Genomic DNA, 24267 nt, shown 5'->3' with positions numbered 1-24267 from the left:
TCAAATGACCGACGTTACCACGGATCGGGTCATCATTGTCGGGGCCGGTATCGGTGCGCTTTATGCGGCGTTGAAGCTGGCACCGTGCCCTGTGGTGGTGATCTCACCTGATCCGTTGGGGCAGGGGGCAAGCTCAGCCTGGGCGCAAGGGGGTGTCGCGGCGGCGATGGATTTGGCGGACAGCCCGAAGAGTCACGCTGTCGATACCGTGAATGCCGGCGCAGGCACCGTCGAGCCTGATGTGGCCGACCTGGTCACTCGCGAAGCACGAGAATACATCCTTGACCTGACCGAGATTGGCACGCCCTTCGACCGCGCTGAAGATGGCGGTTACGTTCTTTCGCGAGAAGCCGCGCATAGTTACGCCCGTGTTGTGCGCGTGAAAGGCGATCAGGCGGGCAGTGAAATCATGGCTGCCCTAATCGAGCGCGTGCGCGAGACTCCTTCGGTTCAGATATTGGAAGGCGTCCTTGCGGTGGCTTTGGACGTGGAAAAGGGCAAAGTCTCGGGGGTGGTGCTGCAGGAGGCAAGACAGACTGGCTCTGCACCCATTACTTTACGTGGACCTGCGGTGCTGCTGGCGGGTGGCGGCTCGGGCGGGCTTTACGCGCTGACAACCAACCCGGCACGCATTCGGGGGCAAGTTATTGGCATGGCCGCACGCGCCGGGGCGCTTATTGCTGATGCCGAGTTTGTTCAGTTTCACCCAACAGCCATCGATGTGGGCGAAGATCCTGCGCCTTTGGCCACCGAAGCGCTGCGTGGGGAAGGCGCGATCCTGATCAACAAGCAGGGCAGCCGGTTCATGCAGGCCGTTCACCCGGACGCTGAACTGGCCCCGCGCGACGTCGTGGCGCGTGCGATCTTTGCCGAAGTGCAGGCAGGCAATCGACCCATGCTGGACACACGCGACGCTTTGGGTGCGCGAATCCATGAGTTGTTTCCTGCGGTCGCAGCCTCCTGCGCGCGCAGCGGTATTGACCCTGCAAGCGACCCGATCCCGGTTGCCCCCGCGGCCCATTACCATATGGGCGGCATTGCGACGGATACAGATGGTCGGGCCACAATGGACGGGTTGTGGGTCTGTGGTGAGGCGTCTTCGACGGGTCTGCACGGGGCCAACCGTCTGGCATCGAATGGGTTGCTCGAAGCGCTGGTCTTTGCCCGAATCTGTTCTGAGAGCATAGCGAAGTCGCTGCCCGCCGGTACAAATACCGACCCGATAAACTTGCAGTTCGCTCCCTGCGAGGCATCTGATACGGCGCAAGCAGTCCAAGAGTTGCGCGATACCATGACCCGTGATGTCGGTGTCGTCCGGGAACGTTCAGGACTGACCCGCGCATTGAAAACCATAGCCGAGTTAGAGGCGCGCCATGGTGATTGTCCCTCGTTCAGGAACATGTGCGCGACGGCGACGCTGATTGCGGCCTCTGCTTTGCAGCGCGAAGAAAGCCGCGGGGCGCATGAACGCTCTGACTTCCCGGAAACTGGTGGCGAATCCGGTGAACGCTCCAAAATGTATCTCTCTGAGGCCCTGCGTATTCGGGCCGAAGCTTGCAAGGAACTGACATGACATTTTCAACCCTGCCAGATCTGATCCTTGAGCCTGTGATCCGCACGGCGCTGATGGAGGATTTGGGAAGCTACGGCGATGTGACCACACGCACCGTGATCCCGCAGGAGACCACGTATACGGCCCGGCTGAATGCACGCGAAGATGCTGTCGTGTCCGGAATGCAGGTCGCCGAAATCGCGTTCCGCCTGGTGGACCCCGCGCTTGAGGTTGAGGTGCTGGTCAAAGACAGCGCGCCCTGTCGTCGTGGTGACACGCTGATGACCATTAAAGGATCTGCTGCATCAATCCTGTCGGGTGAGCGGGTCGCGCTGAACTTTGCCGGACGCCTGACCGGCATTGCCACCAAAACGGCCACATTTGTGGAACAGACCAAGGGCACCAACGCTCGTATTACCTGCACGCGCAAGACCACGCCTGGCCTGCGTATCGTTGAAAAGCAGGCCGTGTTGCATGGAGGCGGTTACAATCACCGCTATTCCCTGTCCGACGCGATCCTGATCAAGGACAATCATATCGCTGCTGCGGGCGGTATTCGTCAGGTATTGGAAGCCGCCAAGGCCCAGGCCAGCCACATGATGGCGGTTGAAATCGAAGTTGACCGTCTGGATCAGTTGGCCGAGGTCCTGAAAGTTGGCGGAGCCTCGGTCGTGTTGCTGGACAATATGGACAACGACATGCTGCGCGAAGCTGTTGCCATGGTAGATGGTCAGATGAAAACAGAAGCTAGCGGGAACGTAACCCTTGAGCGCGTGGCGTCCATCGCAGCAACCGGCGTGGACTATATCTCGTCCGGTGCCTTAACCCATTCCGCGCGTACTGTGGATCTGGGGCTGGATTTCTGAAGGCGCGGCATTTCCGCTTGATTTGGGCTCGTTTGCGCCAACACGGTTGCGCAATTCAGTTTTATCGATAATAAATCTGCGGCAACGCAAGCTGCAGGAAGTTTTATAGATAAAATGATCATCCCTCATTCCGGCTGGACCCGAAAATCTGCGCAAGCTGTTCATGATCTTCCCTTGATGGACCTTCTGTTCCGGGCACAAACCGTGCACCGTGAAAACTTTGACCCCAACAAGGTTCAGACCTCGAAGCTGTTGTCGATCAAGACCGGTGGGTGTGCCGAGGACTGCGCTTATTGCTCGCAATCGGCCCGCAACGGATCGACCCTGCCAGCGTCCAAGCTGATCGAAGTTCAGCGTGTTCTGGCCGAGGCTAAGAAAGCCAAAGATGGCGGAGCGACCCGGTTCTGCATGGGGGCCGCATGGCGTGAGCCCAAGCCGCGCGACATGCCTGCTCTGGTTGCCATGGTTGAAGGCGTCAAGGCGATGGGTATGGAAACCTGCATGACGTTGGGCATGCTGGATGACACTCAGGTGGTCCAGCTGCGCGACGCCGGGTTGGACTACTACAACCATAATATCGACACTTCTGAGCGCTATTACTCCGAAGTGATCACCACCCGGACATTCTCAGACCGGATCGACACGATGAACCGGGTGCAGGAAGCGGGTATCAAGGTTTGCTCGGGCGGTATTCTGGGTATGGGCGAACATACCGGTGATCGTATCGACATGCTGCTGACCCTGGCCAATATGACCCCTCCGCCGGATTCGGTGCCAATCAACATGCTGATGCCGCAGGCGGATACACCATTGGCCGATGCAGAGCCGATTGATCCCATCGACTTTGTGCGGATCATCGCAACCGCCCGCATTCTGATGCCCAAATCTTACGTTCGCTTGTCTGCTGGACGTAGTGACATGAGCGATGAGATGCAGGCGATGTGTTTCTTCGCCGGTGCGAACTCGATCTTTGTGGGCGAAACGCTCCTGACAGCGGAAAACCCCGAGGAAGACACCGACTCGGTCCTGTTTGCGAAACTTGGCATTCAGGCCGAAACGGCGGAAGAGCATAAACGCACGGAAGCTGCCGAATGAAAGCAGTCGATCGGCTGGAATCCATGCTTGATGCGCTTGAAGCCCGGCACCGCCGCCGGGCTTTGATCCCTGCGCAGGGTTTGGATTTTGCGTCGAACGATTATCTGGGTTTGGCGGGGTCAAAACTGCTGCAAGATGCAGCGCAGGCCGCCTTGGCGCGCGGTGTGCCGGTTGGGTCCGGAGGCTCGCGCTTGCTGCGGGGTAATCACTCTGAACATGAGGCACTGGAACAGGAAGCTGCCGCTTTCTTTGGATCTGAAGCCGCGCTTTTCATGGGCGGAGGGTTTCAGGCCAATCAGGCGATCTTTTCCACCCTGCCAGCGGCTGGAGATCTGGTGCTTTATGACGCTTTGGTTCATGCCAGTGCCCATGAAGGGATGCGTGCCAGCCGCGCGGATCTGCGTGCCTTCCGCCACAATGACGTAGAAGATGCGCGCAATGTTTTAACCGAATGGCGGTCAACGGGTGGTGCGGGCCACATCTGGATTGCTGTGGAAAGCGTTTATTCCATGGAAGGCGACCTTGCTCCGCTAGAGGACCTGGCTTCCTTGGCGCGCGACACTGACGCTATTCTGATTGTGGACGAGGCGCACGCCTCTGGCGTTTTTGGCCTGAATGGCAAAGGTCTGGCCCATGATCTAAGCGCAAACCTCTTAACCCTGCACACTTGCGGTAAGGGTCTGGGTGTTGCGGGCGGGTTGATCTGTGGCCCGCGTGTGATGATTGATACGCTGATCAATCGCGCGCGACCCTTTATCTTTGCAACCGCGCCTTCGCCTTTGAACGCTGCTTTGGTGCGGGCCACTCTGCAAGAGCTGGCTGCCAATGATCGTTTGGTTGCTGCTGCACGCGAACGCGTTGGCCATGCGCATGATGTGGCCCGGCAAGCAGGACTGCCGGCTTCGGCCCTGACCAGCCAGATCATCCCGGTTATTTTGGGGGACGAGGCCAGAACGATGGCGACAGCCTCTGCCTTGCAGCAACAGGGCTTTGACATCCGAGGCATCCGTCCCCCCACCGTTCCCAAGGGAACGTCCAGACTGCGTGTTTCGATCACCGGAAATGTCGCCCACGAAGACATCTCGGCACTGTTTGCAACCATCGCCAGCTATCAATCGGAGGCCGCATGAGCGCGCTGATCGTTGCCGGAACCGACACAGGCGTCGGGAAAACCGTTTTTTCCGCTGGTCTGGCGGCGGCTCTGAATGCCCGGTATTGGAAACCCGTTCAGTCGGGCCTGGAAGATGCGACGGACACAGAAACCGTTCTAAACTTGTCGGGAGTCGAAGTGCTGCCCGAGGCGTATCGCCTGAACATGCCCGCCTCACCCCATCTGTCTGCCGAAGACATGGGTGTTGAGATTGATCTGTCGCGCCTTGCTGTGCCGCAAGTTGACGGGCCGCTGGTCGTTGAGGGGGCAGGGGGCCTGATGGTGCCGCTGAACCGTAAAAGCTATTATCTGGACCTGATCGCGCAATGGCGGGCTCCGGTGGTCTTGGTCGCACGCACCGCGCTGGGAACGATTAACCACACGACATTGTCCTTGATGGCCCTGCGACGAGCGGGATGCGAGGTCGTGGGTGTTGCTTTTGTCGGTGAGGCTGAGCCGGGTGTTGAACAAACTATCGTTGAGATGAGTAATGTTCGTCACCTTGGGCGGCTTCCGATGCTCAGCGATTTGACACAGCAAAGCCTGGCAGATGCCTTTTCGGCGATTGACGTTGCCACCATTCGGAGGTTCCTGTGACCCCGCTCGAATTTGACGCCCGCCACCTGTGGCACCCTTACACCAACGTGGCCAACCCCGGCGCGATGCACCTAATCGACCGGGCCGAGGGCGTTTATCTGTACCGGGAAGACGGCGTGAAAATGATCGACGCCATGTCCTCGTGGTGGTGTGCAATCCACGGCCACAAACACCCTGCGATAACATCTGCGATGCAGAAACAGCTGGAGAAGATGCCCCATGTGATGTTCGGGGGGCTGACACACCAACCGGCCGTAGATCTGGGGCGCAGGATGGTCGACATGCTGCCCGAGGGACTGGACCGCATTTTCTACTGTGACAGTGGCTCGGTCTCGGTCGAAGTGTCGATGAAGATGGCGGTGCAATACCAAATGGCCCATGGCCGCACCGGTAAATTCGAGTTCGCCACCATTCGGGGCGGCTATCATGGCGATACCTGGAAGGCGATGAGCGTCTGCGACCCGGTCACTGGTATGCACGGGTTGTTCCGCGGGGCTTTGTCGATCCAGCACTTCCTGCCGCGCCCTCATGTGCGGCTGGGTGACGAATGGCCCGCAGATTCTGCGCAGAACGGGTTGGAGCCGCTGGAACGGTTGCTTGCCGAAAAAGGCGACCAACTGGCGGCCCTGATCCTTGAGCCTGTGGTTCAAGGCACAGGTGGCATGTATTTTTATCACCCTCAATGGCTGCGCGCGGCCCGCGCTTTGTGCGACGCCCATGACGTGCTGATTATCTTCGATGAGATTGCAACCGGCTTTGGCCGTACCGGCAAGTTGTTCGCCATCAATCACGCTGACGTCAAACCCGATATTCTGTGCTTGGGCAAAGCGCTGACCGGTGGACATATCTCGTTCGCGGCAACGGTTACCAGCGAGCAGGTGGCTTATGGCATCGGCAACAGTGAAGCGGGCGTGTTCATGCACGGCCCGACTTATATGGCCAACCCTCTGGCCTGTGTCGCGGGATCGGCCAGCCTCGGTCTACTGGCCGAGGGAAATTGGGAACGCCACGTGTCTGATATTGAGGCCCAGATGCGCGCCGAACTGGAGCCAGCCCGCGATTTGCCCGGCGTAGCGGATGTCAGAGTCCTTGGTGCCATCGGCGTCATCGAAATGAAGGATACGGTTGATCCTTCTGTCGCCCATCGGCTGGCCCCAAAGACCGGAGTGTGGCTGCGCCCCTTCGCGCGCAACATCTATTGTATGCCCCCTTACGTCATCTCTCCTGATGAGCTCAGCCAGGTCACGAGCGCAATGGTCGGGCTGGCTGGGGGGCAGGGATGAAGCACAGGTGGCTGGAGCAATCAGACGACGGCACTCTGATCCTTGTGTTCGGGGGTTGGGCGCTTGGTGCTGCACCGTTCCAGGGTCTGACCGGTGACGCGTCTGTTTTGCTGATTGATGACTATACCGGGCTTGATGATCCCTTGCCTGATTTGACAGGTTTTGACCGTGTCGACATGCTCGCGTTTTCCTTTGGCGTCGCATCCGCTGCGCATTGGTTGGCCAACACTTCGTTTCGTCCCGACCGGCTGGTTGCGGTCAGCGGCACGTTGCACCCGTCTTGTCCTGACCGCGGAATAGCGCCTGACATGATCCGGGCTACGGCGGATCAACTTACGACCTCCAGCTTTGCCAAATTTTGCCGCCGCGCGGGCTTGCGCGGCGACGCACCGGACCTGGACATTGCCGCCGCGCAAAAAGAGCTGCATTCGGTGATTCAACGCGGACCGGCATCGGACCCTGGGTTTGATCTGGTGTGGATACCCGAGCGTGACCGCGTCATTCCGACGAAGGCGCAAGAGGCGGCCTGGGCTCATTCTTTCAGCGAAGTCAGATCCATCGCCGGGCTCCATGTGCCTTTCCAAGCGGGTCAGACCTGGGCGGAGTGGCTATCATGATCGTGCAATTGGCGGATAAGGTGCAACGAAGTTTCAGCAGAAGCTTCGAAACCTATCACGACACAGCCAGTCAACAGGCTTGGGTCGCGGAAAAATTGGTTTCCGAACTCTGCCGTGTCGGTGCTCCGGCTCAGTTTCACACAACGTTTGAAATGGGATGTGGTACCGGGCACCTGACCAGAATGCTGCGGCAAAACTTCGATCTTCCCGATTTCATCGTGAACGACATCGCGCCACAAGCCCAAGTGACGGCAGAGGCCGAAGCAGCAGCATTCATCTCAGGCGACGTGCGCTCGGTGCAATGGCCCGATCAGATTGATCTGGTCGCCTCGGCCTCGATGATCCAGTGGATGGAAGACCCGGCCGGATTGTTGCAGCAGGCAGTCGATGCCTTGGCCCCCGGTGGTTGGTTGGCCATTTCAGGATTTGGACCGCAGCAATATCAAGAGTTGTCCCGCATCGGATCAACTGCACACGCACCCGGACTTTGCGAAGCCCGTTCATTAGTCGCAGCTGTCGAAGGGTCGATGCAGGTTCTGGCCGCTGGAGAATGCATCCGGCCATCTTTCTTCAAAACACCAAGGGACGTTTTAAAATATCTGCGCAGAACCGGGGTGAATGGGCGTGCAAAAGGGACATGGACCAAGTCCACTCTGGCCCGGTTTGAAGAAGACTATGTGCGAAATTTTGGAACGGCCAACGGGGTGTCTTTGACATATCACCCGATTTGGATTGTCGCTCAAAAGCGATAGGCACCTATTCGGCGACAACAAGATCAATTTCGTTTGCAGACAACATCTGGCGGATATCCTCTGACGGACGGGTGTCCGTAAAGAACAGATTGATCTGTCTGGCAGAGTCCAAAGTGACCGGCGCGCGCTTACCCAGCTTTTCTCCGTCAGCGACAACGATGCGAACCTGGGCATTCTGAGCGGCGATACGCGCCAGGTTGGCCTCCTGCAGGTCATGCAGCATAAAGCCGGACTCGGCATTGACCGCCCCAACCGACAGAACAGCAAACCGGACGTTCAGACGTTTGATTAGGTCCTGTGCCTCAACACCAAACGCGCCGCCGTCATGGGGGCGCAGTTCACCGCCTGCCATAAACACCCGGTTATTGTTCCGGGACGCCAGAGTCTGGGCAACAAAAACCGAATTCGTCACCACAAACAGGTTGTTATGGTCACACAGAGCCTGCGCCACATAAGCTGTTGTCGAGCCAATATCCAGAAAGACCGAGTCTCCGTCGCTGATGACTTCGGCCACTGCTTTGGCCAGCTTTTCTTTTGCATCAACCTTCTTGTCTAGCCGACTTTCCAGCGACGGCTCCAGGATGTCCTCCAACAGATGGACGCCACCATGAACCTTACGCACGATGCCGCGTTCCTCGAGATTGCGCACATTGCGCCGAATGGTTTCCAGCGTAACGCCCAACTCATTCGCCAGGATGCTTACGCGACAGGATCCGCCTGTGCGAAACAGCGCGCGCAGAATCTCTTCTTCTCGTTGGTTGGTGGTTTTAAGGTTCATGTTTTTCGCTCTGATAGTCCCGTCATACGGGTAGTTTAGGGATACCACAACACCCACAGAAAGCAACATTACGCCAAAACATAGTAGAATATTTGAGCTCAGAATTAAAAATATGTGGCTTTACTTGGTTTTTATTGACACAAAACCCCACAGTGTGTTGGTCTGTCTTCAATGCCACCGATTCATCAAAAAATTCACGACAGGGAGATGGTGTTATGAAATGCAAACTGGGACTTTCGGTACTTGCTGTTGCGGCTGCTACGTCAGCCTGGGCGGTGGAATCCACTGATCCGATCAAGCTTACGCTGCACGACTGGTCCGGTCAGCTGATCAATACCAAGATCATGGGTTCGATCCTTGAAGAAGCGGGCTACAACGTCGAATACGTTCAGGCTGACTACATTGCCCAATTCGCTGGCCTGAAAACGGGTGACCTGCATCTGGCGATGGAAATCTGGGAGACAACCGGCCGCGAGGCATTGGACGAAGCGACGGCTTCGGGCAATGTCGTAAATGTCGGGGAAACCGGTCTGATGGCCATCGAAGAGTGGTGGTATCCCAGCTACATGAAAGAGCGTTGTCCGGGGCTGCCGAATTGGGAAGCTCTGCGCGATTGCGCGGAAGAATTCTCGACCGCTGAAACCGCACCAAGCGGCCGCTATGTCGGTGGGCCCGTGACCTGGGGCGGCTTCGACGAAGAGCGTGTCGAAGCTCTGGAGCTGGATTTCGAGGTGGTACATGCGGGTACCGATGCAGCTTTGTTTGCCGAGCTTGAATCTGCCTATCAACGGCAAGATCCGATCGTTCTGTGGGTTTACGTACCCCATTGGGCGCCGGCCAAGTATGAGGGTGAATTCGTAGAATTCCCGCCATTTTCGGCCGAATGCTATAGCGACCCTTCGGTTGGTGTGAATCCCAACATGGCTTATGACTGCGGCAAGCCGCGTGGGCCAATCTGGAAGGCTGCCTGGTCCGGCTTGCAGGAGAAATGGCCCGGTGCTTATGACATCATCGAGGCGTACAACATCAACAATGACGAAATGAGTGCGATGGTCGGCAAGGCCGATCTGGACGGCGTGGAAATTGACAGTGTTGTTTCAGAGTGGATGGAGGCCAACAAAGACCGCTGGTCGGGTTGGATCTCAAAATAATCCACTGGCCAGAGCGGCCCTTTCGCTCTCTCGGACCGCTCTGGCCTTTTTTGCAAACTTACCGGACCACACCGATGCCCCCCAAGACGAAACTGTCCTGCCGCAACGTTTGGAAACTATACGGGCCAAACGCTGAAGCGCTGTTGAAGCAAAACCCCAACCCGTCGGCGGATGACATCCGTGATGCAGGTTTGATTGGGGCCGTGCGCAACGCCAATATCGACATCGCGGAAGGCGAGATCTTTATCATTATGGGGCTGTCCGGGTCGGGGAAATCGACTTTGGTTCGTTGCCTGTCGCGCTTGATTGAACCCACAGGTGGTGAGGTCATTTTTGACGACGCTGATCTGTTACGTGCAAACGACAAAGAACTGATTGAAATTCGACGCCACAAGATGGGCATGGTGTTCCAGCATTTTGCATTGCTGCCACATCTGACCGTCTTGCAGAATGTGATGTTCCCTCTGACCATTCAGTCCACGCCCAAAGCCGAAGCTGAAACCAAGGCGCGGGACGTGGTGGAACTGGTTGGTCTGAAAGGGCGCGAGGACTACTATCCGCGTGAGTTGTCCGGCGGCCAGCAACAGCGTGTGGGTATCGCCCGTTCGCTGGTGACCGAACCCGATCTGTGGTTTCTGGATGAGCCGTTTTCGGCCCTCGACCCCCTGATCCGGCGCGAGATGCAGGACGAGTTTCTGCGGCTTCAGGAACGCCTGCACAAGACCATCGTCTTCATCACGCACGACTTTGAAGAGGCTGTCCGCCTGGCAGACCGCATCGCCATCATGAAAGATGGCGAAGTGATTCAGATCGCCACTCCGGAAGAGCTGGTGATGCACCCTGCCACGGAATATGTGGCGGAGTTCACAAGACATATCCCGCGTTCGAAGGTTCTGACCGTCGGCGGGGTCATGACCCCCGGCGCCGCAGGTGAAGGAGAGCCAATTGCGCAATCTGCTCGCGTTTCTGACGTGGCCGAACGCATCATCGCCGCCGATGCGCCGATCCCTGTTGTGGATGCAGAGGGGCAACCCATGGGAGCGATTGATCGCAAAGCTGTTGCGCATGTTCTATTCGGCGACGGAGACGCGGCATGATCCGGTTGAACCGGGCGCAGGCCATTGCTCTGGCCCTTGTTCTGATCACAATCGTGCTTGGGTACTATGGCCGCGATCTGGGCAAAGCGCTGGATGCACGTTGGCTGACCAAGTTCCCCTCGGCCTGGGTGATCCCATTCAAGACCTATATTTCCTCGGCGATGACGTGGCTGATCGAGGACGCTGCCATCGGGCCTGTCTCGTTCACCGATGTCACCCGCGCCATCGCGTGGATGATTGAACAACCTTATAATCTGGTGCTTGCCTTATTGGCGGACGGGTTTGTCAGCGGTCAGGGCAATGACGCGCAGGTCATCCTGCCTGCGATCAGCTGGATCGTTGTGATTACCGCTGTCATCGCTTTGGGGCAATACTGTCGTGACTGGGCACTTGCCGCATTGGTCGGGGCCTGTTTCATCTATCTCGCTGTCTTCGGGCAATGGGAAAGCGCGATGGTGACGCTGGCCTCGGTCCTGATTGCGGTGCCGATTGGAGCGGGTGGAGGGCTGCTATTGGGTATCCTCGCCTATCGCCATCCGCTGTTCGAAAAGATCATCTCTCCCATTCTGGACCTGATGCAGACGATTCCGATCTTTGCCTATCTAGTACCGATCCTGTTCATGTTTGGCTTTGGTCCGATCTCGGCTTTGGTTGCCACGATTATCTACGCCACGCCGCCAATGGTGCGGATCACCACGCTGGCGCTCAAGGGCGTGGACCCCGAGATCCTCGATTTTGGTCGCATGGCCGGCACAACCCAGCGGCAGTTGATGTGGCGCGTTCTGGTCCCATCGGCCAGTCACAGCCTGATGGTGGGCGTCAATCAGGTGATCATGCTGACGCTGAATATGGTTATCATCGCCTCGATGATCGGGGCCGGAGGGCTGGGGTTCGACGTCCTCGCTGCACTGCGCCGTCTGGACATTGGTGCGGGGTTCGAGGCCGGGATTGCCATCGTGGTTCTGGCCATCGCTGTCGATCGGCTTAGTCAGGCATTTGCCGAACGCATGGGGCAGGTGCATCACGAACAACCGGGTTCGTGGGTCGCGCGCCATCGCCGGACTGTTTTGGTGCTGATCCTTTTGGTTGTGACCTGGGTGCTTGGCCAGTTCTCGCCGCTGCTGTTGGAGTATCCCGACAGCCAGACAATCACCACGGGCGCGTTCTGGGATAACACCGTCGAGTATCTGAACGTCAACTATTTCGACGTGTTCGAGGCGATCAAGGTCTTCTTTCTCACGTGGTTCATGATCCCGATAAAGACGGTTCTGCTGGGCATCCCGTGGCCCTGGGCCATTGCGATGCTGACCTTGTTGGGCTGGCACGCGGGCGGCTGGCGTCTGGCACTGTTGTGCGGAGGAATGGCCTCATTAATCCTTGTGTCAGGACTGTGGTCCAAAGCGATGGTGACGGTCTATCTGTGCGGAGCCTCGGTGATCCTTGCTACGCTGATCGGGGTGCCTCTGGGGGTGCTGGCGGCTTTGAACAAACGCGCCGGAGCGGTGATCAACCTGCTGATCGACACGCTGCAAACCCTGCCCAGCTTTGTCTATCTGATCCCCGTTGTGATGTTGTTCCGGGTCGGAGATTTCACTGCGCTGATCGCAATCGTCCTTTATGCGCTGGCCCCAGCCGTGCGCTATGCGGCACATGGTGTGCGCTCGGTCAGTGAGGAACTGATTGAGGCCGGTTTGGTTTCCGGCTGCACCCGTGCGCAATTGCTGCACCATATCCGCCTGCCCATGGCGCTGCCTGAGATTCTGCTGGGCATCAACCAAACCATCATGTTGGCCCTGTCGATGCTGGTCATCACTGCACTCGTCGGTACGCGCGATCTGGGGCAAGAGGTCTATATCGCCCTGACCAAGGCAGATACGGGCAGGGGTCTGGTCGCGGGTTTGGCCATCGCGTTCATTGCCATCATTGCCGACCGCCTGATCAATGCAGGTGCCCGTCAGGCTAGCATCCGCTTTGGACTGGAGAGTTAAGATGAGCCAATCCGATTTGATGACCCGCATCCGCGCCCTGCCGATCTGGCAAAGTGAGATCGAGGCCGCGCCTCTGACCGGCGGTATCACCAATGTGAACTACAGAGTCACCGACAGCAGCGGATCTTATGTGGTGCGTGTGGGGGACGATATCCCGCTGCATCAAGTCATGCGGTTCAACGAACTGGCCGCCAGCAAGGCCGCCCATGCGGCGGGTTTGTCGCCGGCGGTTGTACATTCGTCTGGCGATCTGACGGTACTTGAGTTCATCGAAAGCCGCACACTGACCGAGGAGGATGTCCGCAACCCGGATATGCTGCCGCGCGTGCTGGAACTGGTGAAGGCGTGCCATACCGAGGTACCGAAGCACCTGCGGGGTCCATCGCTGGTGTTCTGGGTCTTCCACGTCATCCGCGACTATGCCGCCACACTCATCGAACGCGGCAGTGCCCATTCAGCGCTGATCCCTGACCTGATCAACGCAGGCGCTACGTTGGAACGCGAGGCCGGGCCGTATGACATGGTGTTTGGCCATAACGATCTGCTCTGTGGCAACTTTCTGAATGACGGCAATCGCCTTTGGCTGATCGATTTCGACTATGCCGGGTTCAATTCGCCGCTTTTCGATTTGGGTGGGCTGGCTTCAAACAATGGTCTTTCCCCCGAACAGGAAGACTGGGTGCTTGAGACCTATTTCCACGCTCCCGTAACCGACGATCTGCGCCACCGTTACACTGCGATGAAATGCGCCTCGCTTCTGCGGGAAACCATGTGGAGCATGGTGTCCGAGATCACCTCGGACATCGAATTCGACTACGCAGCCTATACGGCCGAAAACCTCGCGCGGTTTCGCGCAGCCCTTTCCGATTTCAAAAATACCTGAGGACAGACATGACCGACCTTCCGAAAACAGCCAAAGCCGTCATTATCGGCGGCGGGATCATCGGCTGCTCGACCGCCTACCACCTGGCCAAACTGGGCTGGACCGACACGGTGTTGTTGGAGCGCAAAAAGCTAACCTCGGGCACCACCTTCCACGCGGCAGGACTGGTAGGGCAGCTGCGTTCGAACGCGAATATTACGCAGCTGCTGGGTTACTCGGTTGATCTGTATAACAAGATCGAAGAGGAAACTGGGCTTGGTACCGGCTGGAAGATGAACGGCGGACTGCGTCTGGCCTGTAACGAGGAACGCTGGACCGAGGTAAAACGTCAGGCCACCACCGCGCATTCCTTTGGTCTGGATATGCAGTTGCTGACGCCCTCTGAGGCGCAGGAACTGTGGCCGCTAATGGATGTCTCGGACGTGATCGGCGCGGCTTATTTGCCAACCGATGGACAGGCGAATCCCTCGGATATCACTCAGGCACTGGCCAAAGGCGCACGTATGGCCGGTGCAAAGATTTTCGAGGACACCAAAGTCACGGATATTGAAATCGAAGACGGCAAGATCCGTGCGGTGATCACGGAACATGGCCGGATCGAATGCGAAAAGGTAATCTGCTGCGCCGGTCAGTGGACCCGCACCTTTGCCGGGCGCTTTGGTGTCAACGTGCCGCTGGTGCCGATGGAGCATCAGTATATGGTTACCGAACCTTTTGATGTCCCTTCGAACCTGCCGACGCTGCGCGATCCGGATCGACTGACCTACTACAAGGAAGAGGTCGGTGGCTTGGTTATGGGCGGCTATGAGCCCAACCCGATCCCTTGGGCGACCAAAGGGATTCCGCAGGGCTTCCACTACACGCTGCTCGACAGCAATTTCGATCATTTCGAACAGTTGATGGAATTGGCTCTGGGTCGTGTTCCAGCGCTGGAAAACGCAGGCGTCAAGACGCTGACCAACGGGCCAGAAAGCTTCACGCCAGACGGCAACTTCATCATCGGCGAAGCGCCCGAGTTGAACAACTTCTTCGTTGGCGCAGGCTTCAATGCCTTCGGCATTGCCGCTGGTGGTGGGGCGGGCATGGCGCTGGCTGAATGGGTCCACAAGGGAGAACCCCCCTTTGACCTGTGGTCCGCCGATATCCGCCGCTTTGGCCGCCCGCATTTCGACACCGATTGGGTGCGCACCCGGACCGTCGAAGCCTATGGCAAACATTACACAATGGGCTGGCCGCATGAGGAGCATGACTCGGGCCGTCCGTGCCGCAAGTCACCGCTCTATGACACGCTGAAATCGCAGGGCGCGTGTTTTGGTGAGAAACTGGGTTGGGAACGCCCGAACTGGTACGCGGATGCGTCGCTGGGAGAGACCGCCAAAGATGAATACAGCTTTGGTCGCCAAAATTGGTTCGATGCGGTGGGCCGCGAACATAAGGCCGCGCGCGAGGCGGCGGTGCTGTTTGACCAAACCTCTTTTGCCAAGTTTGCGCTGAAAGGCCCCGATGCGCTGGCGGCGATGAATTGGATCTGTGCCAATGATGTCGACAAGCCGGTCGGCGCGTTGGTCTATACTCAGATGCTGAACGACAAGGGCGGAATCGAATGTGACCTGACCGTTGGTCGATTGGCACATGACGAATTCTACATCGTCACTGGCACTGGCTTTGCCACCCATGATTTCGACTGGATCAACCGCAATATCCCGGAAGGCATGAACTGCCAGCTGTTCGACATCACCTCATCGAATGCGGTGCTGTCGCTGATGGGACCAAAGGCGCGGGATATTCTGGCGGCGGTGACGCGAGATGATGTTTCGAATGACGGGTTTAAATTTGGAACGATCCGCACAATCGGCATCGCCGGTTGCCCGGTCAAGGCGCTGCGCGTCACCTATGTGGGTGAGCTGGGCTGGGAACTGCATCTGCCAGTGGAATATGCCCAAACCGTTTATGCCGCGCTGATGGAGGCGGGCGCGTCTCATGGTCTGGTGAATGCAGGATACCGCTCTATTGAATCGCTGCGGCTTGAGAAGGGCTACCGCGCATGGGGCTCGGATATCGGGCCGGATCATACACCGTTCGAAAGCGGGCTGGGCTGGGCCGTCAAGCTGCGCAAGGATGTTGACTTCAAAGGCCGTGCCGCATCCGAAAAGCAGAAAGCAGAAGGCGTCAAAAAGATGCTGGCCTGTTTCACAGTTGACCCCGACATCGTCCTGTTGGGGCGGGAAACAATCTATCGAAACGGTGAAAGGGTCGGTTGGCTGACCTCAGGTGGTTATGGCTATACCATCGGGAAATCGATTGGATACGGTTATATTCGCAACCCCGAAGGCGTTGATCCAGAATATGTCACGTCCGGAGAGTATGAATTGGACGTGGCGACTACGCGAGTACCCTGTCAGGTGACTTTGCAGCCACTTTACGACCCCAAGATGGAACGCGTGAAGGTTTGAAGCCCCGAACGTGATCCGTAATCTATGCGGTAAGCAAAAGCTAGTGGCGGGGCACATCCGTGCCCCGCTTGGTGATTGGCTTGCAGCGGAAAAATGGCGTGAAAACAGCCCGAAAATGACGCCCGGACCGTTTAATGTAGCTGATACTGATCGTGTCATGTTCCCCATTGCAACTGATGAAACCCGTCATCAAAAACAACGCAGAAACATCCGTCTGAAAGGATTGAAATGGTCGTCGCACATACGCTGAAGGAACATGCCATTCAGATGGCTGACATTGCGTCGTCGTCTGCGATGCGGTTTTTCCGTGGATCTCTGGGTGTCGAGTTCAAACTGGATGAAAGCCCTGTGACGCAAGCTGACAAAGCGGTGGAAGCCGCGGTTCGGTCCTACCTGAACCAGCATTTTCCCGAGCATGGGGTCTTTGGCGAAGAACACGGGCAAGAGGCAGGTGATGGTCGGCACATGTGGGTCATTGATCCAATCGACGGAACCCGATCATTTCTGTCTGGGCATCCATTGTTCGGGTTCCTGTTGGCACATCTGGTTGATGGGCAGCCTCAGTTAGGCTTGGTCGGAATGCCCGCTTTGAATGAGGTGTATGTGGGTGCCATTGGTGAAGGGGCCACATTGAACGGTGAACCCATACGGACCTCGCAACAAAAGCGTTTGGATCAATCTATTCTATACGTAAACGAGGGGGACAAGATCCATCGCGATCACCTGGACCTATTCAACCGTTTGATGCAGGCCGGGCAGACGCGTCGGTTTGCCTATGACTGTTATCCGCATGCGTTGCTGGCCGCGGGGCATGTGGACGCTGTAGTGGATTATGACCTGCAACCCTATGACTACTTGGCGGTAGCGCCGCTTGTTGCGGCAGCTGGTGGTGTGATGACCGATTGGCAGGGCAGGGCGTTGACACTGGAGTCAGATGGCGCGGTCGTATTGGCGGCAACCCCTGATCTGCATGCAGATCTTCTGAAACTTATCAACACATAGTCAGTAAAAAGAAGGCCCGGCACTGTGGCCGGGCCCTTCCGTTTTTTGCTTATTCGGCAGCGATGGCTTGTTCAGAGCCAGCGGGTTTCGCAATCGGGCCCCATTCCAGATCACCTGTGTAACGCCAAGCCAGATCACCATTTTCATCCATTGCGATCAGGTGAAGCCAGCGGTTGTCAAACAGGGCTTTGACATTCGCATGCCGTTTCAGAATGTCGTTCATGGCTTCACGCGGCGCTTCGATTACAACGGACAGGCGCAGAGGATCATGCTGGAACGCTTCGCCATCATGGACCGATTGCCAAGGCAGACCTGGGCGCAAAGCACCTCCGTTCCCCTCGACAACACCAATCCCGCCGACCACGTTGTGCAGCAGCTTGTTGCCACCGCCAAACAAGCCCGGCGCGACGGACGACCCGTAATACTGCAGGCTGATCCAGCTTGCCACAACCACCGGGGCGGTCATGATCAACTCAAGCACGCCAAACCCATCATCCGAACGCCAGTCATAGCTATGCAGAAAGGACTGTCCGGCCAATCCGGTCCCATCGGTCCGGCTGCGTGGGGCAGCTATAAAGGCCCGACAGCCTGCCAAACCCCATTCAGGCCGAAGTTCGGCCCAATCCTTGGCACGGCGGGCGATATCGTCACCTCCGTTGGCACGAGGCAACCGGGCCGAACGCTCGGCGCGCGCCAGGCGTCCGGCTTCATTCAGCCAGGTTTTCAACTTGGCGATCTGCGGGGCCCACAATCCTGCCGGATGGTCCTGATCAAACAGGGTGACGTCATCCGTCGTCGTATTGTGCAGCGCTGGAAGGAACAGCGTGTCAGCGGGGATGTCGATCCCTTTGTTCCGCAGACCCTCGCGCACCTTGTTGTCGTTCAGGAGGCTGGCCAAGAGCCGGGCGCTGACGTCCCCTGCATGACCACCGCAGGCACCGCACTGCAACGCGCTTTCATGGGGGTTGTTGGTGACGTCCGCCCCATGTCCTGCCAGCATCACGATACGAGCAAAATTACCCGTCAGAGACATAGCGCCCAGGATGGCCTTGGCGGTATCGATGCGTGTGGTCAGATCCATCGAAGGATCCAGCTTGGGTGCAGGATCAAACTTGGTTCCCTTGCGGCTGGCTGCCAGCGAGTCCCGAAGCAATTTACCTGCGTAGATCGGTCCGGTCGCTTCGACAAAGGCAAAGGATGATACAGCGGCCAGTTTGAACCGACCCCAAGCACGTTTCGCGCGGGCCGTGTAGCGCCGGTCGAGATCGGACAGTGTGTCTTCTGCTGCTTTAGATGTGACATTGGGGTTCAGAAGAACGGGCCCCCGCAGCTCGGTCACGTCTGATCCTGCGCATTTATGCGCGCTGGCCAACCCAAAGAACCCGGCAAAGCCTATAGTTTCAATGCCTGCATCCTGTGCTTCCAGCGCCCTGCGGAAGACCTCGGACCGGACGTCAATACAGAATGCGGCCTGAACCATGGGGCGGCCTTCGGTTGTCCTTGGCTGAGATCCGGACAAAGACTGCCCCAACTTGCGCTGTTGTGCTCGTTCAGCAGCATCTTGCAGAATGGCGTCAATCACCATGTCACGGGACGGTGTGATCGGCGTTTCGTGTGCTGCGATGGTTTCCGACCAACGTGACGTGATCTGATCGCGGTACTGGTGGAACAGCGCTTCTTCAAACACCATCCGAATGGCAAGTAGTTCAGCCGTTGTTGTGTCGGTCTGTCCCTGAAGCTCGGCCTGCCACAACAAGTAGCGTGCATATTGTGCCCATCCGCCCAGCGTGATCAGCCAGCGATGAAAGGTTGTTCCGGCCGCCTCTGGCGTCACGCCCAGCGTTTCCGCGGCCCGTCCGATGGCCCGCCATTGGGAACGGTTGGTGGCCGCCACAAATGCGCCAAAGCCCTTCAACCCATTGATTTCCGGCGTAAGGTCGCGCGAGGCGAACTCCCGCCATGCGCTGAATGTACCGCCAGCGCGGCTGGGCTGCCACAGGGCTTGGCCTTCGTCGAAATGACTTGCGGCCCAAGCTCCGATACGTTCTTCGATCAAACCCGGCCAGTCGATGCCCGACACGTCGGCGGCGAGATCCGCAACTGTTGGCAACGGGGCAAGAGGTGCCGCGCCCGTGGTCAAAGCAGCCGTTACATCTTCCAGCCTTGGCGGATCAAAGCGGCTTTCGACATGAGAAATTGCCTCGACCAGATCACTGTCAACCATCTCGCCGGTCTTCAGCTTTTCGGCCATGGCTTGCCGGTCAGGTGTGATGCGTACACCGGCGACACGACCAAGGCGCGCAGCTGTCACGGCTAGGGTGTCTTCAGTCTGCCCCAGGAAGGGGTTTACGGCGACGTTGGCCGCCAGCGGAAACAGAGGAGGGATCTGACGCACAGCGTCATTTGCAATCGCGACCAGTTCCAAAAGCGGAGCAGGATAGCTTTCGTGTTTCATATACATGTCTGATCCCCTTTTCATACAGACCGCCGCGTGGACCATCCGTCCAGCAGCCGATCAAAGATTGCGTTGGCATAAAGCCCGTTGGACAGATGCACCCGGATACCAGCCGCTGCCGGATGAGACGCCCAAAGCGGGAAGGTTGACTGAGCCAGTGCCACTGCACCAAAGCTGATGAGCGCCAGAACGATCAGAGCCCATTCCAGCGGCCCCGCGGAAGGTGTAGCTGGCAAAGTTCCGGCGGTCAGATGCTGCGCTGCAATTTGCAACACGAAGTAGCTGACAGATGTTGCTCCGGCATAGATGACGGTGCGACGGGTCAGGGCACCCGGGGCTGCATCAGCAAAACCTTGGGCCAGCAGATAAGCGACGCCGAAGATCAGGATAACGCCCAGTGCGATGGCTTGAACCGATTTCCCATCGATCCCGAACACCGAAGCCACCGCGCCGTAGATCAGAATGCCGGTTGCGAAAGCCAGCAATACGTTGCGTGCGCTTGGCACAGCCACTGGCCCCGGCCGACGGATCGCCGCAACGTTGCGCACGGCTTCACCGGCGCTTAGGAAAGCATGCGCTTTGTAAAGTGAGTGCGCCACGATGTGCAGCAGCGCCAACGGGAACAGTGCCAGCCCGCATTGCATGATCATGAACGCCATCTGCGCGATGGTGGACCATGCCAGAGACGTCTTGACCGCTGGTTGTGTCAGCATCACCAACCCGCCAAACAGGGCAGTGAACCCGCCCAGCATGACCAGCAAGGCCATGATGCCCGGTGCAACCAGCATCACATCGGCAAAGCGGATCAACAGGAAACCGCCAGCATTAATCACACCGGCGTGCAGTAGTGCAGAAACCGGCGTCGGTGCTTCCATAACCTCGGTCAGCCAGCCATGAACAGGGAACTGAGCTGACGCCAGCACGGCGGCCACTGCGATCAACAGGGCCGCTACAATTGTCACCATGGTTGGCTGTGCGGATGACAGGATCGTGGCGATATCGGTTGTTCCGTAGCCGATGATCAACAGGACTACGGCCAGCGCAAGTGCGGCCTCGCTTAGCCGCGCCACAACCGCCTTTTTGCGCGCTGCACGCTGTGCCGTTGTGCGTTCCGGGTAGAACAGCAGCAGTTGATGCAGCGCCAGGCTTGTTGCGATCCAGGCTGCAAGAAGTTGAGTGAGGTTGCCGGACATGACCAGCAAAAGTACGGAAGCAAGCGCAACGGACATCCATCCGGTGAAGGCGCCCTGTTTCTGTTCCCCATCCATGTAAGTCGCTGAATAACGCAGGACGATCCAGCCAATAAAGCTGACCAGAACCAGCATCGTGGCGCTTACCGCGTCCAACCGTACTGACAGTCCGACGCCCCAGAACCCGATCAGTGCCGATGTTCCGGATCCATTCGCAATCAGCAACACTGCAGATAGCGCAGACACAGCAAAAGCTGCCAACGCAGCCCATTCTGCGATTTTAGGTAAGTTGCCCGGGCGCATCCCCGGATGACGGCTGCAATAAAAAGCCGACCCTAAAAAGATCAGCGGACTCAGGAGGGGTAGAAGCAAATAGCTCATGCGTGTGTCCCTTGACGTTCGATACTGACTCGAATTGTTCAAGGAGACATATTTCGCGTGCCATCATATGAAAAATACATTGTTTGATTAAATACGTTCGGTTAAATAGAACGATATGCCGCTTAACTATCATCATCTCCGCTATTTCTGGGCGGTTGCCCATGACGGCAATCTGACCAGGACTGCACAACGTTTGAATCTGTCACAGTCCGCCTTGTCCGTGCAGATAAAGGAATTGGAAGATCGCCTTGGCCATCCCCTGTTTGAGCGCAGAGGCCGCAAGCTGCACCTGACCGAAGCCGGACATATCGCGCTGGACCACGCAGATGCGATTTTTGCGACCGGTCAGGAACTTGTGGCAACCTTGCAGGATGCTGGAAACACGCGGCAGGCGCTTAGGGTGGGGGCGCAGTCCACCCTGTCGCGGAACTTTCAGATTCGCTTTTTGCGACCCATATTGGCGCGTGTTGATGTCGAGGTCATCTTGAGGTCTGGCAGTCCAAGTGAGTTGCTGGAAGGGCTGGAAACGTTGAATTTCGACTTGGTCCTCATGAACCACGAACCCGCGAGTGACAGCCTGACCAGCTTTGTCACTCATCATCTGGCCGAACAACCGGTGAGTATCGTTGGAACCCCGGATCGCCTTGATCCGACGCGCCCGATACGGGATCTGTTGGAAGAACAACCTTTCATCCTGCCCACAACCAACAACAGTGTTCGTACTGCGTTTGACGCTATGGCCAGCCGCATGTCGGTACGGCCTCAGGTAGCTGCCGAGGTGGACGATATGGCCATGATGCGGCTTTTGGCGCGCGAGGATATCGGCTTGGCTCTGGTGGCTCCGATCGTTGTTCAGGATGAGCTGAACTCGGGCCGTTTGGTCGAGGCAAATGAGCATCCGAAGATCAAGGAAAACTTCCACGCAATTACGTTCAAGCGCCGGTTCCCTAATCCCTTGGTGCAGGAGCTTTTGTCACACGGACCAGACACGTAGGCCAAAATCTGACGTCAATCACCGCGCGCGGATTTGAACAGATATAGGAACACAAAAAGAGACCCGATCGACGTTGTTACGATACCTACGGGCAGTTCTTGAGGGGCCAAAAGCAGGCGGGACAGAATATCCGACATCGTCAGCAGGATCGCCCCGACGATAGCTGAGGTAATCAACAGGTTTCTGTGCAGCGTGCCGGCAATGCCCCGTGCAATATGAGGGACCATTAACCCGACAAAACCAATAACGCCGGCCACGGAAACAAAGCTCGCCGTCGCCAATGCCGCGACAAAGAACATACTAAATCGCAAGCCCTGAACGGGTATGCCAAGAGAGGACGCCGTGAAATCTCCGGTTAAAAGGGCATCCAGCCAGCGACTGCGGTAAAGAGCATAACTCAGGATCAGAGCCAGTCCGGTCAGAACCAGTGGGAATGTCTCCCACCGTGCAAGGCCCAACCCGCCAAGCATCCAGAAGATGACCGAATGCGCCGCGCGATTGTCGCCGGAAAAAATCAAATAGTTTGTGATGGCCGAGAACAGAAAGGACACGGCCAAACCGGCTAGAATCAGTTTTTCCGGCGCACTTGTGCGCAGGCCCTGAACCAGTGCCAGAACAATGCCCGAAGCAATCAAGCCTCCGCAAAATGCCGCCAAGGGCAGGGTCCAAATGCCCAGTACATCACCCGTGACAGTGATCACCAACACCGCCCCGGCAGCCGCGCCCGAGGACAGGCCAAACAAGAATGGATCGGCAAGATCGTTGCGCGTGGTTGTTTGCAAAACCACACCAACAACCCCCAATCCTGCCCCGATGACCGCGGCAAACAAGGCGCGGGGAAGGCGCAAGTCGAAAACGATCCGGTGAAGCGGGGACATGTCGCCATCGATCAGGCCTGTTCCTAGACCAATCGCGGCGACCACGTCCCGCACAGGAATATTTGTTGTTCCATAAACGATGGACAGCAGCAAAAGGGCGATCAGAACGATCGCCCCCAGCAAGATCGAACGGCCCAAATGGGCCATATCAGTTGGTCTCCGGGTGCATTGCCTTGACCATCTTTTCGATGGCCTCAATGTTTGCCGGGCCGGGTGTCAGCTCTTCGTAGCGCAGGCCGATCCAGCGCTCGTTCTTGACTGCATCGGTTTGAGACATGACGGGATGATCTTTCAGGAACTGGAAGGTGTCTTCTGCACCGTTTCCTGTCTGATAGTCCAGCAGAACCAGGAATTCCGGGTTTGCAGCAGCCACAGTTTCCCATGACGTACGACCCCAGCTGGTGTCCATGTCATGGGTCACATTCTCTCCGCCTGCTGCGGCGATCATCGCGTCCGGTATCGCAAATTTACCAGCGGTAAACGGCGCATCTGCCGGCCCGTCCAGCAGGAAGACACGTGGTTTGGGCAGATCAGCTGTTTTGGCTTCGATAGCGGCCAGTTGGTCTTTCCAGCCCGAGACAAGCTCTTGCGCCTTGGCTTCGACGCCCATGACCTGACCCAAACGCAGAACGTCGCCAAACAGCAGGTCCATGCTGGCCTCTGGCCGATCTTTGTTCAGATGTACGCAGCTTTCGGTCAGAACCATGGTCTTGATGCCGAAGGGCGAAAGGGTGTCCGGAGTAACCTCGCCACCCGGCTGCATACCGTAATACCACCCTGCAAAGAACATGTCGGGTTCTACTGCGATGAGGTTCTCAACAGTAGGGTATTTTGGTGCAAGCTCTGGTATATCACCGCGCTGTGCATCAAAATCAGGGCTTGTCTTGTACCAGCCCGTGATGCCGGTCAGGCCCACGATCTTGTCTTGCAGACCCAATGCGAAGGCCATGTCGGTCATGTTCATGTCGTGGACAACGATCCGCTCGGGCGCGGTTTCAAAAACCAGCGGTTCGCCGCAATTGTCCACTGTGATGGCTTCTGCGACCGCGCCGCTTGCCAGGCCAGTGAACAGAGCCACAGGCCAAAGTTTCTGCATCATTGTAAG

General features: G+C 57.6%; 21 protein-coding genes. 16 read left to right on the top strand and 5 right to left on the bottom strand.

Annotated elements, in window-relative coordinates; genetic code table 11:
• Positions 1 to 4 precede the first annotated feature (4 nt).
• The 8 genes from GOV90_RS10765 (at position 5) to GOV90_RS10730 (ending at position 7912) form a co-directional block, all read left to right on the top strand.
• Positions 5 to 1573, top strand: a complete 1569-nt coding sequence (locus GOV90_RS10765; protein ID WP_171094856.1) for an L-aspartate oxidase — start codon at positions 5 to 7, stop codon at positions 1571 to 1573.
• On the top strand, positions 1570 to 2418 hold the full coding sequence (nadC, locus tag GOV90_RS10760; RefSeq protein WP_171094854.1) for a carboxylating nicotinate-nucleotide diphosphorylase: 849 nt from the start codon (positions 1570 to 1572) through the stop codon (positions 2416 to 2418). Before GOV90_RS10765 ends, nadC begins: the two co-directional genes overlap by 4 nt.
• A 114-nt stretch (positions 2419 to 2532) precedes the next feature.
• On the top strand, positions 2533 to 3513 hold the full coding sequence (gene bioB / locus GOV90_RS10755) for a biotin synthase BioB (protein WP_171094852.1): 981 nt from the start codon (positions 2533 to 2535) through the stop codon (positions 3511 to 3513).
• Entirely contained in the window at positions 3510 to 4643 is a 1134-nt protein-coding gene (locus GOV90_RS10750; RefSeq protein WP_171094850.1) for an 8-amino-7-oxononanoate synthase, read from the top strand. The genes bioB and GOV90_RS10750 overlap by 4 nt, the downstream gene beginning before the upstream one ends.
• Positions 4640 to 5260, top strand: coding sequence for a dethiobiotin synthase (gene bioD, locus GOV90_RS10745; protein WP_171094848.1), 621 nt, complete (start codon positions 4640 to 4642; stop codon positions 5258 to 5260). The genes GOV90_RS10750 and bioD overlap by 4 nt, the downstream gene beginning before the upstream one ends.
• Complete coding sequence (gene bioA / locus GOV90_RS10740) at positions 5257 to 6543, top strand: adenosylmethionine--8-amino-7-oxononanoate transaminase (protein ID WP_171094846.1); 1287 nt, start codon at positions 5257 to 5259, stop codon at positions 6541 to 6543. Before bioD ends, bioA begins: the two co-directional genes overlap by 4 nt.
• On the top strand, positions 6540 to 7160 hold the full coding sequence (locus GOV90_RS10735; RefSeq protein WP_171094844.1) for a DUF452 family protein: 621 nt from the start codon (positions 6540 to 6542) through the stop codon (positions 7158 to 7160). Before bioA ends, GOV90_RS10735 begins: the two co-directional genes overlap by 4 nt.
• Positions 7157 to 7912, top strand: a complete 756-nt coding sequence (locus GOV90_RS10730; RefSeq protein WP_171094842.1) for a methyltransferase domain-containing protein — start codon at positions 7157 to 7159, stop codon at positions 7910 to 7912. The genes GOV90_RS10735 and GOV90_RS10730 overlap by 4 nt, the downstream gene beginning before the upstream one ends.
• Positions 7913 to 7916: 4 nt before the next feature.
• Here the strand turns inward: GOV90_RS10730 and GOV90_RS10725 are convergent, their stop codons facing one another.
• Positions 7917 to 8690 (bottom strand): DeoR/GlpR family DNA-binding transcription regulator, encoded by a 774-nt coding sequence (locus tag GOV90_RS10725; RefSeq protein WP_171094839.1) that lies wholly within the window; start codon positions 8688 to 8690, stop codon positions 7917 to 7919.
• A gap of 215 nt (positions 8691 to 8905) precedes the next feature.
• On the opposite strand from GOV90_RS10725, the gene GOV90_RS10720 reads away from it, so the two are divergent.
• The 7 genes from GOV90_RS10720 (at position 8906) to GOV90_RS10690 (ending at position 17264) form a co-directional block, all read left to right on the top strand.
• Positions 8906 to 9841, top strand: a complete 936-nt coding sequence (locus GOV90_RS10720; protein WP_171094837.1) for an ABC transporter substrate-binding protein — start codon at positions 8906 to 8908, stop codon at positions 9839 to 9841.
• Positions 9842 to 9915: 74 nt separating this feature from the next.
• Positions 9916 to 10938, top strand: coding sequence for a glycine betaine/L-proline ABC transporter ATP-binding protein (locus tag GOV90_RS10715; protein ID WP_171172846.1), 1023 nt, complete (start codon positions 9916 to 9918; stop codon positions 10936 to 10938).
• Entirely contained in the window at positions 10935 to 12926 is a 1992-nt protein-coding gene (locus GOV90_RS10710) for a proline/glycine betaine ABC transporter permease (protein ID WP_171094834.1), read from the top strand. The genes GOV90_RS10715 and GOV90_RS10710 overlap by 4 nt, the downstream gene beginning before the upstream one ends.
• A 1-nt stretch (position 12927) precedes the next feature.
• Positions 12928 to 13809 (top strand): phosphotransferase, encoded by an 882-nt coding sequence (locus GOV90_RS10705; protein WP_171094832.1) that lies wholly within the window; start codon positions 12928 to 12930, stop codon positions 13807 to 13809.
• 8 nt (positions 13810 to 13817) lie between these two features.
• Positions 13818 to 16262, top strand: coding sequence for an FAD-dependent oxidoreductase (locus tag GOV90_RS10700; RefSeq protein ID WP_171094830.1), 2445 nt, complete (start codon positions 13818 to 13820; stop codon positions 16260 to 16262).
• A 10-nt stretch (positions 16263 to 16272) separates the two neighbouring features.
• A complete protein-coding gene (locus GOV90_RS10695; protein ID WP_171094829.1) occupies positions 16273 to 16512 on the top strand; it encodes a hypothetical protein in 240 nt (79 codons plus the stop codon).
• Positions 16491 to 17264, top strand: coding sequence for an inositol monophosphatase family protein (locus tag GOV90_RS10690; RefSeq protein WP_171094827.1), 774 nt, complete (start codon positions 16491 to 16493; stop codon positions 17262 to 17264). Before GOV90_RS10695 ends, GOV90_RS10690 begins: the two co-directional genes overlap by 22 nt.
• Positions 17265 to 17313: 49 nt before the next feature.
• Here the strand turns inward: GOV90_RS10690 and GOV90_RS10685 are convergent, their stop codons facing one another.
• A complete protein-coding gene (locus GOV90_RS10685; protein ID WP_171094825.1) occupies positions 17314 to 19725 on the bottom strand; it encodes a YbcC family protein in 2412 nt (803 codons plus the stop codon).
• A 14-nt stretch (positions 19726 to 19739) separates the two neighbouring features.
• The gene (locus GOV90_RS10680) at positions 19740 to 21290 is read right to left on the bottom strand and encodes a proton-conducting transporter membrane subunit (protein WP_171094824.1); all 1551 of its coding nucleotides are present in this window, start codon (positions 21288 to 21290) and stop codon (positions 19740 to 19742) included.
• 115 nt (positions 21291 to 21405) lie between these two features.
• Between GOV90_RS10680 and GOV90_RS10675 the strand changes: the two genes are divergently transcribed.
• A complete protein-coding gene (locus tag GOV90_RS10675) occupies positions 21406 to 22284 on the top strand; it encodes a LysR family transcriptional regulator (RefSeq protein WP_171094822.1) in 879 nt (292 codons plus the stop codon).
• Between the two features lie 14 nt (positions 22285 to 22298).
• Here the strand turns inward: GOV90_RS10675 and GOV90_RS10670 are convergent, their stop codons facing one another.
• Positions 22299 to 23309 (bottom strand): iron ABC transporter permease, encoded by a 1011-nt coding sequence (locus tag GOV90_RS10670; protein WP_171094819.1) that lies wholly within the window; start codon positions 23307 to 23309, stop codon positions 22299 to 22301.
• A gap of 1 nt (position 23310) precedes the next feature.
• On the bottom strand, positions 23311 to 24261 hold the full coding sequence (locus GOV90_RS10665; protein WP_253284769.1) for an ABC transporter substrate-binding protein: 951 nt from the start codon (positions 24259 to 24261) through the stop codon (positions 23311 to 23313).
• Positions 24262 to 24267: the final 6 nt, after the last annotated feature.

This window comes from Ruegeria sp. HKCCA5929, from assembly GCF_013034525.1.
Taxonomy (GTDB): Bacteria; Pseudomonadota; Alphaproteobacteria; order Rhodobacterales; family Rhodobacteraceae; genus Ruegeria.
The sequence above is the reverse complement of the archived record's forward strand: the minus strand, read 5'-3'. Positions and strand labels throughout refer to the sequence as shown.